18 protein-coding genes and 1 riboswitch are annotated in these 13,526 nt (G+C 45.2%); of the genes, 7 read left to right on the forward strand and 11 right to left on the reverse strand.

Annotated features, from left to right (window positions below; genetic code table 11):
- The 7 genes from tatC to H5647_RS08610 form a co-directional block, all read right to left on the reverse strand.
- Positions 1–762 carry a twin-arginine translocase subunit TatC gene (gene tatC / locus H5647_RS08580; RefSeq protein WP_045857884.1) on the reverse strand — a complete coding sequence of 254 codons (762 nt, stop codon included), beginning with the start codon at positions 760–762 and terminating at the stop codon, positions 1–3.
- Entirely contained in the window at positions 759–1,223 is a 465-nt protein-coding gene (tatB, locus tag H5647_RS08585) for a Sec-independent protein translocase protein TatB (protein WP_052691952.1), read from the reverse strand. The genes tatC and tatB overlap by 4 nt, the downstream gene beginning before the upstream one ends.
- Before the next feature lie 49 nt (positions 1,224–1,272).
- Entirely contained in the window at positions 1,273–1,518 is a 246-nt protein-coding gene (gene tatA / locus H5647_RS08590; RefSeq protein WP_045857885.1) for a Sec-independent protein translocase subunit TatA, read from the reverse strand.
- Between the two features lie 37 nt (positions 1,519–1,555).
- Positions 1,556–1,891, reverse strand: coding sequence for a phosphoribosyl-ATP diphosphatase (locus H5647_RS08595; protein WP_045857887.1), 336 nt, complete (start codon positions 1,889–1,891; stop codon positions 1,556–1,558).
- Positions 1,888–2,280 carry a phosphoribosyl-AMP cyclohydrolase gene (gene hisI, locus H5647_RS08600; protein ID WP_045857889.1) on the reverse strand — a complete coding sequence of 131 codons (393 nt, stop codon included), beginning with the start codon at positions 2,278–2,280 and terminating at the stop codon, positions 1,888–1,890. Before hisI ends, H5647_RS08595 begins: the two co-directional genes overlap by 4 nt.
- Before the next feature lie 102 nt (positions 2,281–2,382).
- Positions 2,383–3,285, reverse strand: a complete 903-nt coding sequence (locus tag H5647_RS08605) for a polyprenyl synthetase family protein (protein WP_052691953.1) — start codon at positions 3,283–3,285, stop codon at positions 2,383–2,385.
- 2 nt (positions 3,286–3,287) lie between these two features.
- Positions 3,288–3,536, reverse strand: coding sequence for an exodeoxyribonuclease VII small subunit (locus H5647_RS08610; RefSeq protein WP_045861236.1), 249 nt, complete (start codon positions 3,534–3,536; stop codon positions 3,288–3,290).
- A 306-nt stretch (positions 3,537–3,842) separates the two neighbouring features.
- Between H5647_RS08610 and pomA the strand changes: the two genes are divergently transcribed.
- From pomA to H5647_RS08625, 3 genes are read left to right on the forward strand one after another with little or no spacing between them, the layout of a single operon-like run.
- A complete protein-coding gene (pomA, locus tag H5647_RS08615; protein ID WP_045857891.1) occupies positions 3,843–4,604 on the forward strand; it encodes a flagellar motor protein PomA in 762 nt (253 codons plus the stop codon).
- A gap of 38 nt (positions 4,605–4,642) precedes the next feature.
- Positions 4,643–5,632, forward strand: coding sequence for a flagellar motor protein MotB (locus H5647_RS08620; RefSeq protein ID WP_045857892.1), 990 nt, complete (start codon positions 4,643–4,645; stop codon positions 5,630–5,632).
- Positions 5,632–6,204, forward strand: a complete 573-nt coding sequence (locus H5647_RS08625) for a PilZ domain-containing protein (protein ID WP_045857894.1) — start codon at positions 5,632–5,634, stop codon at positions 6,202–6,204. Before H5647_RS08620 ends, H5647_RS08625 begins: the two co-directional genes overlap by 1 nt.
- Positions 6,205–7,160: 956 nt before the next feature.
- On the opposite strand, the gene nhaR is transcribed toward H5647_RS08625, so the two are convergent.
- Complete coding sequence (gene nhaR / locus H5647_RS08630; RefSeq protein ID WP_045857895.1) at positions 7,161–8,060, reverse strand: transcriptional activator NhaR; 900 nt, start codon at positions 8,058–8,060, stop codon at positions 7,161–7,163.
- Between the two features lie 409 nt (positions 8,061–8,469).
- On the opposite strand from nhaR, the gene H5647_RS08635 reads away from it, so the two are divergent.
- The 4 genes from H5647_RS08635 to H5647_RS08650 all read left to right on the forward strand — a co-directional run bounded on the left by H5647_RS08635 (position 8,470) and on the right by H5647_RS08650 (position 11,427).
- A complete protein-coding gene (locus H5647_RS08635) occupies positions 8,470–8,874 on the forward strand; it encodes an HPF/RaiA family ribosome-associated protein (RefSeq protein ID WP_052691954.1) in 405 nt (134 codons plus the stop codon).
- Between the two features lie 258 nt (positions 8,875–9,132).
- Positions 9,133–9,591, forward strand: a complete 459-nt coding sequence (locus H5647_RS08640; RefSeq protein WP_162926339.1) for a Rap1a/Tai family immunity protein — start codon at positions 9,133–9,135, stop codon at positions 9,589–9,591.
- A gap of 76 nt (positions 9,592–9,667) precedes the next feature.
- A complete protein-coding gene (gene htpX, locus H5647_RS08645; RefSeq protein WP_045857899.1) occupies positions 9,668–10,555 on the forward strand; it encodes a protease HtpX in 888 nt (295 codons plus the stop codon).
- A 281-nt stretch (positions 10,556–10,836) separates the two neighbouring features.
- Positions 10,837–11,427 carry an HNH endonuclease gene (locus H5647_RS08650; protein ID WP_045861238.1) on the forward strand — a complete coding sequence of 197 codons (591 nt, stop codon included), beginning with the start codon at positions 10,837–10,839 and terminating at the stop codon, positions 11,425–11,427.
- Positions 11,428–11,445: 18 nt separating this feature from the next.
- On the opposite strand, the gene H5647_RS22540 is transcribed toward H5647_RS08650, so the two are convergent.
- The 3 genes from H5647_RS22540 to moaA form a co-directional block, all read right to left on the reverse strand.
- Entirely contained in the window at positions 11,446–11,541 is a 96-nt protein-coding gene (locus tag H5647_RS22540) for an ACP phosphodiesterase (RefSeq protein WP_456243502.1), read from the reverse strand.
- Between the two features lie 12 nt (positions 11,542–11,553).
- Positions 11,554–12,099, reverse strand: coding sequence for a molybdenum cofactor biosynthesis protein B (gene moaB, locus H5647_RS08655; protein ID WP_045857901.1), 546 nt, complete (start codon positions 12,097–12,099; stop codon positions 11,554–11,556).
- Between the two features lie 66 nt (positions 12,100–12,165).
- Positions 12,166–13,152, reverse strand: a complete 987-nt coding sequence (gene moaA / locus H5647_RS08660; RefSeq protein WP_045857902.1) for a GTP 3',8-cyclase MoaA — start codon at positions 13,150–13,152, stop codon at positions 12,166–12,168.
- A riboswitch (molybdenum cofactor riboswitch) is annotated at positions 13,141–13,342 on the reverse strand. It overlaps the preceding gene by 12 nt.
- Positions 13,343–13,526: the final 184 nt, after the last annotated feature.

Genomic DNA, 13,526 nt, shown 5'->3' on the forward strand with positions numbered 1-13,526 from the left:
TTACAGCTCTTCTGGTTGCTTGTCGTCTTTTACGGGCGTAAAAAAACGACCAAAAAATATTCCTATTTCAAATAAAAACCACATTGGAAGGGCTAATAATGCCTGAGAGATAATATCTGGTGGGGTGAGCAACATCCCAATTACGAAACAGGCAACCACTACGTATGGGCGTTTTTGTGCGAGCTGTGCCGGAGTTACTATACCGGCTGAGATTAATAACAGGGTCGCAACGGGGATTTCAAACGCGGCGCCAAAAGCGAAAAATAGTTTAATGACAAACGCTTGGTATTTGCTAATGTCGGTCATTACTGCAACCGTTTCTGGCCCAACCGAAGTGAAAAAGCTAAAAATTAACGGAAAAACAATGTAGTAAGCAAAAGCCATTCCGCTATAAAAAAGAATGATACTTGAAGCTAGTAGCGGTAGAGCCAGTTTTTTTTCTTTGCTATACAGTGCGGGAGCAATAAACCCCCATATCTGATAAAAAATAAAGGGAATACAAATAAATACAGCAGCAAATAAGGTAAGTTTGAACGGCGTAAGAAAAGGCGAAGCCACATCGGTGGCAATCATATGACTGTCTTCAGGTAAGAATACTTGAAGGGGTTGGGCTACAAACTCATAAATATTATTGGCGAAACTAAATAGGCCGAGAAATACTATAAAAATGGCTAAGAAACTTCTTAATAAGCGAGACCGCAATTCAATTAAGTGTTGAACTAAGGGCTGTTCTTGTAAGGCTTCTTTTTCGGTTTTTGTCATGAGTCAGATGGGCTGGTTTTGGGGGCGGTTGTATCGCTAGCAGGCGCTGGCGTTGATGCGGTTACTGCCGGAGGCGGAGTATCAGACGGTGGCGTTTCGTTGCTAGCAACGGCACCGGCTTCTCCCGTTGAGGGAGGCGCAATGGATTCTTCTGTAGAATCAGTGTTTTCGTCTTTATAAACACCGGTATAGTTTCCGCTGTTAATTTGCCTGCGCATTTCAGCTTGCTTGTCTTTTACGGCGCGCAAGGAGGCCATAACTTCGTCGTTATGAATTTCTCGACGAATGTCGTCAGCACCAATTTGTTTTTCAAATTCAGCGCGCGCAGCGGTTAAGTTGCGTCGAATACTATTAATCCAAATGGCACAGGTTTTAATGGCGCCGGGCAGCCGTTCAGGGCCAATGACGACCAGCCCAACGACAACGATAACCATTATTTCCAGAAAGCCCATATCAAACATAAAGCACTAACACCGTGGTGATGCCTGCCCAGTTGGGCTGCGGGTTGAGTTATTTGTTTTCAGTTTTTTCTGGCGATTCTGTTTGTGTGGTTTCAGCGATACTGGAATCTTCGGCCTCTACTTTTTTGGCTTCTTCTTCAGCTTTTTTTTCTTCGTCGGTCATGGCTTTCTTAAAGCCTTTAATCGCACCGCCTAAATCGCCACCTAAACCACGCAATCGTTTTGTGCCAAATAATAAAAGAACGATTACGAGAATAATAAGAAGCTGCCAAATACTTATACCACCTAAGCCCATTGTAGATTACCTGTTTGTAGTTGTTGTTAGTAAGGAGTTAATCGCTAGTGCGATTGGCTTTTTCATCTAAACCGGAGAGATCGAAGCGGCGAGCAAGTTCCTTCAGTACTACGGACGAATCAATGCCCAAGTGCGAAAGCATGACCATAGAGTGAAACCATAAATCTGCTGTTTCGTATACTAGGTGGTCGGTATTGCCGTCGTTCGTCACATCTTTAGCGGCAAGCAATGTTTCTGTACATTCTTCGCCAACTTTTTCTAAAATTTTATTCAGGCCTTTGTGGTGTAATTGCGCAACGTAAGACGATTTTGGATCGGCCTGATTTTTACGGTCCGCTAATACTTTGTCGAGTGAGGCTAATACATCGCTCATGAATACATCTCTTTCGGGTCTTTTAACACAGTTGAGTTTTCTTGCCAGCGTCCATCAGTAAGCGTGCGATAAAAGCACGACCTTCGGCCTGTGTGGCAAGCGATACCACCTATTTGCTCGATGGATAAAATGAGGGCATCGGCATCGCAGTCGAGCTTAATGGCACTAATTTTTTGCGTATGCCCAGAGGTTTCGCCTTTACGCCATAGTTGCTGTCGAGAACGTGACCAGTATACCGCAACGCCTTCTTTAGCCGTAAGGCTCAAAGACTCTCGGTTCATCCACGCCATCATTAAAATATCACCGGAGCTTGCGTCTTGTGCAATGGCGGGCACGAGGCCGTCTTCGTTCCACGTAATCTCGTCTAGAAATGTATCGGTGTCTGTCATTCTCGTTCGCATTATACGCTATTAGTGTTGGCCGCTAGGATACCGGAAATTGGTAGCATAACGTATCTTTCTGGTGGGGAGATCAAGAGTTTCTTCGTAAAGCTAGTGGTTGCGAGCGATTATATAGTGAGCAACTTGGCGTAAGTAGTCTGCACCTTCACCAAAAGGGCTTAATGCATTAATCGCAGTATCCACTAGTTCTTGAGCTTTGTCGTTTGCACCCTCTAGGCCTAGTAGTGATACGTAGGTGGGTTTGTTTCGCTCTGCATCGGCGCCCTGTTGTTTGCCTAGAGTAGCGGTATCTGATGTGACATCAATAATGTCGTCTTGAACCTGAAAGGCTAGACCAATCGCATCGGCATACTGTTTGAGGTGGCGCAGCTCTGACTTGCAGGCATTTACCGATATTCCGCCCAGCAAAACCGCTGCTTCGATAAGCGCCCCCGTTTTATGGGCATGCATGTTCTGCAATTGGTCGATCGGTAAGCGTTTATCGACGGAGGCTAGATCTATGGCTTGTCCTAGTACCATACCCTGCGCGCCCGAGGCTTTAGCCAGCACTCGCAGAGCGTCTAATGCTTGTACAGGGGCAATATCGCGATTGTTAGTAATAAGCTCGAAAGCGAAACATTGGAGGGCGTCACCGGCCAATATTGCAGTGGCTTCGTCGAAAGCGACATGGCAAGTAGGTTTGCCTCTGCGCAGGTCGTCGTCATCCATCGCAGGCAAATCATCATGAATAAGACTATAGGCATGAATACACTCAATGGCCGCAGCGTAGGTGTCGGTTGCGTTATTGGGTGTAGTAATGGCATTCGCTGCAGCAAAAGCCAATATGGGGCGGATACGTTTACCACCATTCAATAGGCTGTAGTGCATGGCCTCGATTAGCCGATTGTTGGAGGCGTGAGCATGTTTTGAGAGTTGTTTGCCCGAAAGAGCATTCAACAATAACTCGGAAATACGCGACTGTTGTTGCGTAATAAAAGCCTGCAGATCCTTCATTTTTACTCTGCGGCGTTGCCGTCCAGCTCGAAAGGTTTGGTTATTAGGTCGCCGCCCTCTTGTTTCAGTAACACTTCAACTTTTTGCTCGGCGTCTTGCAGAGCTGTTTGGCAGCTGCGCGTCAGTTTTATGCCTTGCTCAAAGGTTTTGAGTGATTGCTCTAAGGTGAGGTCGCCGCTCTCAAGCTTGGTAACCATCGACTCGAGTTCTTCAAGGGACTTTTCAAAATTAGGTGTTTTTTTCGTTGCCACAATAATCGTTGCCGCGAGGGCCTCCTGTGTTTGGCGCAAACATACCTGAGCGGGTAGATGGGGTCAATGTTGATTTAGGTGTTGTTATTCTCTCGGGACGTTCAGAAACCTGCTCTCTTGGCCGATATTACTCCCCAATGGCTTGTACCGTTAATGATTGTCACTCATAACAAAGTATTAATAATTAGCCTGTTCCTTAGGCGTTTTGTGTCTAGACTTGAGATAAGTCTTGTAGTGTTATGGTAGTAAAATTTAATAGGTGTGAGTGCTTACTTACCCTGATAGGTTCGATATGAGGAAGTCTCTGTGGATTTAGCGACGATTGTAGGCTTGGTGGGTGCTTTAGCGCTGATTGTTATCTCCATGCTGATGAGTGGCGAATTGGGCATGTTCGTGAACGGGCCCTCTATGGTGATCGTCGTGGGTGGAACCATTTTTGCTGTGATGGCCAAGTATGGATTGAGCCAGTTTTTAGGTGCGATAAAAGTTGCGGGTAAAAGTTTTTCAACAAAACTACCAGATCCTAATGAGCTCATTGAAGAAATAGTAGCATTGGCTGATGAGGCGCGAAAAGGCGGTTTGTTATCGTTAGAGGGAAAGGAGGTGAGCAGTGATTTTTTACAGAGAGGGATTCAGTTATTGGTAGATGGCCACGATCCGGATGTTGTAAAAACGCTTCTTTCTATTGATAAAAATAAAGCCTCTGAACGCCACGAAGTAGGGTCGTCCATATTTGCAGCCATGGCGGAAATGGCGCCCGCGATGGGGATGATCGGAACGCTTATCGGTTTGGTGGCAATGCTGGCCAATATGGATGATCCGAAATCCATTGGGCCGGCTATGGCTGTTGCACTACTTACGACACTGTACGGTGCGATTATAGCCAATGCCATGTGTGGCCCTATTTCAGACAAACTGAAGTTGCGGGCGGGAGAGGAGGCCATGGTTAAGAGTTTAGTCATCGATGCGTTGTTGGCCATACAAGGAGGGCAAAACCCGCGCGTGATTGACTCTATGTTGCGTAACTACCTTCCTGAGGGCAAAAGGGTCGTTGAGGGAGCCGAGTAACGTGTGCACCTGGGGTATGACGGTTTGGAGAGTCGCGTGTGAGTGACGAGGAAGAGCATGACTGCAATTGCGTGCCGGGATTGCCGGCATGGATGGGTACCTTTGCGGACCTTATGTCTTTGCTCATGTGTTTTTTCGTGCTGTTATTGTCTTTTTCAGAAATGGATGCGATGAAGTTTAAACGTCTAGCCGGCTCAATGGCGCAAGCGTTTGGCGTGCAGAACACCTTAAATGTGACCGACATCCCCAAAGGTACTAGCATCATTGCGCAGGAGTTCAGCCCTGGAAGGCCTGACCCGACACCGATTAATGAGATCTGGCAAAAAACGCAGGATGTTACTGAAATGTCGCTGGAACAATATTGCGCCGAAGAGTTCGATTTGGAGCAAGGCGACGAAGGTTATGATGCAGGTGCAAAAATGAGGGTAAAGCAGCAGTTAGAGGAACTAATCAAAAAAACAGAAGCGGATGCCTATGAATTGGCAAGCGCACTGCACGAGCAAATAGAAGCGGGTCAAGTTGAAATAGAAACCCGAGGCAGGCTAATTATTATACGCATTCGAGAGAAGGGCTCGTTCATATCGGGCTCAGCTGAAATGGCACCTTCTTACAAAGATGTTATGCGTGAAGTGCGCGCGGTTCTCGCCTTAAAGAAAGGCAAGATTGAAGTGCAGGGCCATACAGACGACATCCCCATTCGAACGAGCCGTTTCCGGTCGAACTGGGAGCTGTCTTCGTCCCGGGCGGTGTCAGTTGCTCATGAATTAATGCTTAATGGTGATGTTAAAGAACGTCGTTTCGAAATTGCCGGCTTTGCCGATACCGTACCCCTTGGGCCGAATGATTCCCCTGAAAATCGTGCCAGAAATCGTCGTGTTGAGATTTTGGTAAAGCAAGGCCTAGAAGATGAATTGTCAGAAGAAGATTTAGAAACATTGAAAGACGACGAAGAAGGCCAGGATATTCTGCGTGAACTGGAGCTTTCACCAGAATATTTGTTTGATTTAGAACCAGAAGAGATATTTTAATGTCGGATGAAAAGCGTCGGTATTTTCGTATAGATGAAAATGTCGGTATAGGTTATGAATTTATCGAGCGGCACAAATCCGGCCAGCTGGCGCATAAGGATACACAGGCCTTTGGGGCTCGCATGGAAAATATTCTGGATATTATTGAAGAGCAAGATGCGAAAATTGACCACTTAATGGCGACCTTAGCCGATCAAAACCCTGTAGTTGCAGAGGTGATAGGCCTCTTTAATCAAAAACTAGAGCGTGTTATCAACCATTTGTTGATGGATAGCCATACGCTTTCACGCATTGCGCATAAGGTAAAAGAGGCGAATATTTCCGCTTGCGGTATTGGTTTCGTCAATAATGAGTTCGTTGAAGAGGGCGCAAGCCTGCGGCTACAGCTTTTATTTTCACCGGGGAATTTAGCCATAGAAACGAATGGCCGTGTTGTGAGTTGTTCTTCAAATGGGGACGGTGAAAGTTATTACTGGCGAATTGATTTTTTTGGCATGAGCAAAAAAGATCAAGAAGATCTAATACAGCATATCGTAAAAACACAAGGCAGCCAGCTAAAAAACAAGACGTGACAAAAGTGCTGTTTTCGCGCCACTCTTGTAGGATATATCTCACACGTAAAAGCGAACTTAGCCTCTAGTACTGCACGCGAAAATTCGTAAAATAAACAGGGTCAAGGACGCATGCGGATGGAACCGCGGCAAGGATCAGGACGGAACTACGCCACGAAGACCTAAGGGAATTTAGGTAAATCCTGTGAGTTCGCCGCGACGTGTGCGTCGCGGCGTTTTACGCATTTCCCCCACTTGAAAGCCAGCTTTTTCTACCCCCCCCCATTTCATCTCTATCTTTCGCGGGCCAGTGTCTATACCAAGATGTGCTGCCTCCCAGTTTACAATGCTATGTTGCTCGAATATGCGGAGTAAAATTGCTGCATATTCAGCCGCATTCGGTCTCTAGTGGGGTCCAAAAAGCTTATTTCGCTATTGCGGTTGCGAACAGCAATCAATGAGAACTCTTTATCAAAATAAACTCATTGCTCACAGAAGGTTGTGCTTTCGTCTGAATTCTATGCCGCTAGTAACGATTGCAATTGATTTGCCGATCGAATTTGCCGCTGTTTTTTCCCGTCATAGCCTTTGTTAATAGATTAAAGCACTAATGGAAAGCCTGGTTTTCTTGCTGCATAATATTCTATTCCTTCCCTGAATGACTATTGAACAACAGGAATGTTGAACTTGTTTAAGAGCAGTCGCTCTGGGGCTATTAAGCTTTTTTCCCGAGAATATGGGAAAAGCTATTTTTTCTGCTTATGTATTGTCTAATTCTAAAAAGGATGGCTTGAAAAAAATTGAGAATACAACCTTTCCCAGTAATGTCTAATGGGTATGCTTTTATTTTCGGGAAAAACACTGTCATTGATCGATTAGCATTTTTTGATGGTTATACTCAGTAAATATCAAGAAATATTGCTTATGAAGAAAATAGAGATACAGATTAAAAAAACCCTTCTTAATCAATAGACGCCTTACAAAAGTATAGATTTCGCTGCGTCGACTAAGGCCTTAACCGCAGGGTGTTTAATTTTTCGCTCTGGAGAAATAGCATAGAATCGCTCACTAATGGAGTTGGTTCTACCAATGACTATAACGTCGTATTGCCCAATCACATGTGGTTCAATAGTGGTTGGTGTAGCAAAAACTCCGTAGCCTGACTGCCCGAAGAATTTCATAAGAGCACTATCATCAAATTCAGCAACGATGATTGGGTTAATGTTTTCAGTATCAAACCATGACTGGAGGTTTATTTTTTGATTGGATTTATCTCCACAAATCAAAAAATTACATTGATCTAATGATTTCGGAAAATTTTTCTTTAGTGACGGAGCAATAGCCTCAGTAGCGTAAAAGCTAACGCCGCATTCGCCTAAATAATGGTTATATGCTTTCACCGCCACGCCTGGAGTCAGAGGCCTATCGGAGATAATTAAATCTATTTTGTTCAGCGCTAGATCCGCAAGTAAGCCATCATAATCCCCCTCACGACTGATTAATTTAATTGATTCTTCCAGTTCAAAACACTTCTCTAAAATGTTGAACGCCAATATTTTGGGGATCACATCCACGATGCCAACGGTAAACACCACATTTTGCTCGGGGTTGTTCATGTCTAGAGACTGTTGAAGTTCCAGTCCTAGTGTAAATATATCTTCTGCATAGCTATAAACAAGCTTACCTGCATCGTTCATGATTAGCCTCTTGCCCCGTCGGTCAAATAATTTAAGACCTAAATACTCTTCAAATACCGTTAGCTGGCCGCTAATAGTTTGGGGTGACAGGTGCAATAATTTGGCGGCATTCACTATGCTGCCTTCTTTGGCAATGGTATAAAAATAGCGTAAATGGTTGTAGTTGAGTTGCTGAGCCATCTCTTTAGACCTTTATGGTATTGCTTTCATTTACAAACGTTCATGAGGCTTAAGTGTAATGTTGGCGGCCACATTCTAAAGCGGTTTTTTCGATGATTATAGCAATTTTGTACGACTTTTGTTGATAGGGGTCAGGCTCTATATTTTGAGACACATTGAACTAAAGCGGCTGGAGGGCAAAGTAAGACAAACACTATGATGACCTCTGGCGACGTAATGAAAATGGTCAGCCATAGGGTAATGATGGCTTGTTCTGTCGAAGAGAAAATAAGTCGGGCAATGTTAATGATGAGGTTGGTGGTCTTGGATATTAGGGTGAAAAGCTAGCGGCGATTATCAACGCTTTCAGCAGTATGCTCAAGCGAGGGCAAGCTGCTTAGAGTAAAACAATTAGCGTATGAGGTTTACGATGAAATTAAGTATTAAATTCAGAAAAGTGGTTGGAAATGGCACGCTCACTAACTACATTAATCGCCGAATCTCGTTTGCATTTTCGCGAACTGAGCATGCAATACACAGTACTGCGGTCACTGTCAGCGATATTAATGGCCCCAAAGGTGGCATCGATAAAGAATGCCTCGTGGTTATCAAACCCGCCGGAATGGCTGAAATCGTAGTGTCGGAGCGGCAGCCCAATTTTCGTCAGGCCATCGACCGTTGCATAGCCAGAGCCAATCAAAGCCTAGCCAGAAAACTAAAGCGTAATCGGCTCTCTGTCCATAAAAGGCATTCAATTAAAAGATTGCCTGTTGGAGGCAATGATGACACGACTATAGCGGGAGATGGGTATGAAGGCCTAGAACCATCGTACTAAAGGCAATGTGAATATGCTGATATAAGCGTTGTCAGCGTTACTCATCGGCGACACTTGCCCTGTTCTATTATAATGCTTCTAGTCGCACTGTTTTATCAGAACCTTTCGGATAATTCCGCAGGCCTGAAAAGCCAGTTGCAACGGATTGACTGCGACATAGATTATGTTACTACTAATGATGGTGCGAAGTACGTTGCGTGCATATGGTCGTCTTAAATGCTCGTTTTAACGTTGAATTTAAGTTTTAAATAGGGGTAAATGATGGGCTCGAAAATATTGTGTACGATAAGCACTCTTGTTTTCCTTCTTGGCGCTAACAAAGCGATTGCGGTTGAACCTCTTTTGGCGTCTGATCTTGCCTCGCATTGCAATGTTTTTCCTAATCAGGCTGAGAGTACTGATGGACAATATTGCATGCGCTATATTCAGGGCTTTATTGATGGAGCCATAGCGACTGATGAGCGGGTACTGATGAATGTAGAAGCCGAATTCGAGAAAAAGGAAACCTATGCAGAGAGAGCCATTCGAATTCGCGGTGTAGGCTTGCGCGATAGAGCGGCGCGTTATGCTGAGTTTTGTCTTGGTGATCCAGTCTCTTTACGTGAAGTGGTTACCCGTGTGGTAGAGGATCTTAACGCGAGCAACCTAGTTGCAGGCGCTGCGGCACGAACGGTAGTTTATACCTCTTTACGCAAACACTATCCTTGTGAGAAATGATGGGTCATAGTATTGATGCTTGCGCATCAGCCGCTTAGCCTTCATCGTTACAACAGTTAATCTACCAGGAATATTAATGAAACGAATCTTATTATTTATTATGACCAACATTGCCATTATGGTGGTGTTGAGCATTACACTAAGGCTGCTGGGTGTTGACAGCATATTAGCTGAAAATGGTTCAGACCTGAATATCCAGTCACTCGTTATACTGTCGGGTGTTATCGGTTTTGGTGGGTCTTTTATCTCTCTGCTGATTTCAAAGTGGATGGCCAAACGCATGACTGGGGCAGTAGTGATTGTCAGCCCCAGTAACAATATTGAGAAATGGTTGATGGCTACGGTCGAAAAACAAGCCCAAATTGTCGGTATTAAAATGCCAGAAGTGGCCATTTTTCCATCACGGGCCATGAATGCTTTTGCCACCGGGGCATCTAAAAATAATGCTCTAATGGCCGTATCTCAAGGCTTGCTAGACAACATGTCCCAAGGCGAGGTAGAAGCCGTTGTTGGGCATGAAATGAGCCATATTGCCAATGGCGATATGGTAACGTTGGCATTGATTCAGGGTGTGGTTAATACGTTCGTTGTGTTTTTGTCGCGTATTGTGGGGCATATTGTAGACCGCGTAATTTTGAAGAATAATCAGGGGCATGGTATCGGCTATTTTGTGACGGTAATGATCTCGCAGGTAGTGTTATCCATTCTGGCATCAACGATTGTGATGTATTTTTCTAGGAAGCGTGAGTTTATTGCCGACACCGGTGGTGCTGATTTAGCGGGACATCAGAATATGATCAATGCGCTTAACCGGCTTGGCCAAGTAGAGCCTGAGCCGTTGCCGGAGCAAATGGCTGCGTTTGGGATTAATGACAAAGGTGGCGTTATGGCATTGTTTTCTTCTCATCCACCTATCGAAGCTAGAATCAAAGCGCTACAAGAGCGGGCAAAAAGGCACTCTTAATATCTCGAACGCTAGTGTTCTGATGCTTCGGTTGTCGTATAGCTAAACGCATTGTTATTCTTGTTTTACTTTCGTTACCTCAATTCCCGCCCGGCTTTGCTTGGCGGGTTTTTGCGTTATGGTGCGCGCTCATCTCAAGGCGATGTGTTATCACTGTAAAGAGCATTCGTAACGGCAGCCACCAGAGCTGCTATTGAACGGCTAGACTGTATGTGAATCGGAAGCATTTTGTAGTTATTGTGTTACACCATACGAGTGGCAAGAAGGAAGCGTTTAATATTATGGATGCACGCATACTAAGACTTAATATGGCTGGTCAAGCAGTGCAGTGGCTGCATTGGAAGGAGGCTATCGGTCTCTATGCCCGCGGTGTTGTGGGGTGGTCGCTCGGTGGTGAAGTGAGAAAGGCGCACGGAGGCCGTTCGCGCCTAACGGGAGCACAGTCTGTTATATCCTTGCCCGCTATTGTGGCGTGTGAGGGTCGTGTTTTAGGCCGCTTTCGTGTAAATCCAGCCCTCACGAATCTTGGTTTATTCGCGCGAGATAATTACCAGTGCCTTTATTGCGGAGAATCGTTTGAGAGTAGTCAGTTATCGCGCGACCACGTATTCCCTCGGAGTAGGGGCGGGCTCGACAAATGGGAAAACGTCGTAGCGGCGTGTAAACGTTGCAATCAAAGAAAAGGTGATGCGCTGCTAAGTGAGCTTTCAATGGAGCTTCTAGCGTTGCCGTATAGGCCAAACAGAGCCGAATATTTAGCGCTAATGAATAATGCCCGTATTAGGGGAGATCAAATGGAATATTTGCGTCCGCAATTTTGCCGTTACAGCCCTAAGGAACCCCAGACTAACGCGACGCGATACGCGCACTGACGGCCGTAATACTACGTTCTACCACGTTTTTCCCTTAACGGGCTCCGCCAAAAGATTGCCCAGTTGATCGTTAATGGCTTTTATCGAGAGTACAACGTGGGCAAGGTAATTCATGAGCGATGTCGGTTATTCGCGAGAAATACAGGATAGCATATTGATGTTTTTTAACTGTGGTACAAAATTGCACGGTCCTTGTCGGCTATCTAGTTGATTGCAAATAATACTATCCCATGCAGTCTTGCAGGCGTTGGTGCTGCCGGGCATACAAAATAGAATAGTCCCGTTGGATAAACCCGCTAAGGCACGAGATTGAATTGTCGATGTGCCTATTTGCTCAAAAGATAGCTGTCTAAAGAGTTCTCCAAAGCCTTCTACTGTCTTGTCGAGAATGGGTTTTATCGCTTCTGGCGTACTGTCGCGCGCGGTAAAACCAGTACCGCCGGTAATTAATATTGCATGAGTTGTTGTGTCGGCTATCCAGGCCGAGACGGCTGCGCGAATAATATAAATATCGTCGATAACTATTTTTTTATCAGCGAGTAGGTGTCCGTGATCGGTTAAGCGTTGTACGAGGCTTTGGCCTGACGTATCGGTTTCTTCCGTTCGGGTATCCGATACCGTTAGTACCGCGATGTTGAGGGGGATTAAAGTTTCTGTAATTAGTTTTCCCATGTCAAAAATCTTCCTAACGATGACGTAAATTGAGCGTTTTTGTGACAATAAACCTGCGCGCGAATATTAGCCACCCAGCATCGCGAGATGTCGAGTAGAGCCGCTGTTGCCCTCGTGGAGATCGTGTGTCTCTTTTTTCCCACCTAAAAGATGTTGCAGGCGTTTCGCTAATTGCGCGCTGGATTCTTGTGTTAAATAGGGGCGAAGAGATTCATGGGCGTCAGCGAACAAACACAAATGCAAATTACCATGAGACGACACGCGAAGACGATTACAGCTACTACAAAAATCTTTACTGTAGGGCATTATTAAGCCGATATTGCCTTCGTAGTGCGGGTGAGTGTATTCCACTGCAGGCCCCGCATGAGGGTCTCTTAGCACTTGCAGCCAATTATTTTGCTCCAAGTGTTGTTGGATTTCGGCACCGCTTACGTGTTGTTTTTTGAAAAACTCCACATTGTCGCCGGTTTGCATAAGCTCAATAAAACGCAGTGAAATAGGGCGGTTGCTAACGAATTCCAAAAATTTACTGAGTTCGTTACGATTAAACTCTCGCATTAATACAACGTTGAGCTTTACCCGTTTTAAACCAAGGCTGATGGCCAAATCAATACCGGCTAATACTTCTTGGAGTTTGTTGTGGCCCGTTATCATTTCGAAATTCGCGGGTTCCAAACTATCGGCGCTTAAATTTAATTGGTCCAGGCCTGCGTCGACAAGTGCGGGCAATTGCTGCGTAATTTTATAACCGTTAGAAGTGAGCGCAACCGTTTCAATTCCCGGGGTCGATTTACAAATACGAATAATGTCGGCCAAGTCTTTTCGTAACGTGGGCTCGCCGCCTGTAATACGAATTTTTTTGGTGCCGTTAAGGGCAAAGGCTGCAGCAACACGCTGGATTTCTTCTAGGCTTAAAAATGGGTCGGGTGATGCTGCGCTGTACCCATCGGGTAGGCAGTAATTACAGCGAAAATTGCACTGATCGGTAACCGATAGGCGCAGGTACGTAAACTGACGTTGATAGCTGTCAGTGAGCTGATGATAAATACTCATGGTTTGCCTTTCCAAGTAGTGGGAGGCCACAGCATTTCTGCAGTAACCCGGCAGTTTCCTTCTTGTTATTTATAAGACAAATTAAAACCATGGATTGTATTATAAACAGCGGTGAAGGGTGCTCTGCGGCTCAAACGCCTTGTTGACAGTGTCAGTTTAGGTGCAATGAGCTTCGGCGATAAATGTGGTGCTATTGTGCGCTGAATAGCACATTTTGCCAATACACCAATAGAGGTAGATACCTATTCGTTAGCGCTATGTTGGTGCTTCGGTGGCCTTTTTAGGCATTATTATTGGCAACACTCGTTTGGACAGTGGTTAGCACCGCTGTATATACTGCGAGCTCATGGAAATTTTGTTCTCAGCTTATTAGG

It is taken from the genome of Teredinibacter purpureus, from assembly GCF_014217335.1.
Classification (GTDB): Bacteria; Pseudomonadota; Gammaproteobacteria; order Pseudomonadales; family Cellvibrionaceae; genus Teredinibacter; species Teredinibacter purpureus.